Source organism: Parvimonas sp. D9, assembly GCF_035282565.1.
Lineage (GTDB): Bacteria > Bacillota > Clostridia > Tissierellales > Peptoniphilaceae > Parvimonas > Parvimonas micra.
The window spans coordinates 1-230 of the sequence record NZ_JAYKBM010000296.1; the positions used below are offsets into that span (position 1 = coordinate 1).

General features: G+C 65.7%; 1 protein-coding gene. It reads left to right on the plus strand.

Annotation, left to right across the window (positions count from 1 at the left end; all coding sequences use genetic code 11):
• The coding region (locus tag VJI94_RS08925) for a hypothetical protein (protein WP_324009121.1) at window positions 1-230 on the plus strand (230 nt) is incomplete at both ends.

Sequence of the window (230 nt, forward strand, 5' to 3'; positions counted from 1 at the left end):
CACCGGGTGACCTATCCCGGGCCCGCGTCTGACCAGCTGACGCGGGTGCGCTGGCCCAAGGGGGCGGACAGGCTGGCGCGTGCCGTGCTGGCTTTGAACGTTCACTTTGGCGCACTGTATTTCGCCGACGGGCACCCCGTCTCATACGATTCGCTGCGCAGGCGCGAATATCACCACATCTTCCCGGATGCGCTGCTGCAGGAGGCCGGCATCGACAGTTACCTGGCACT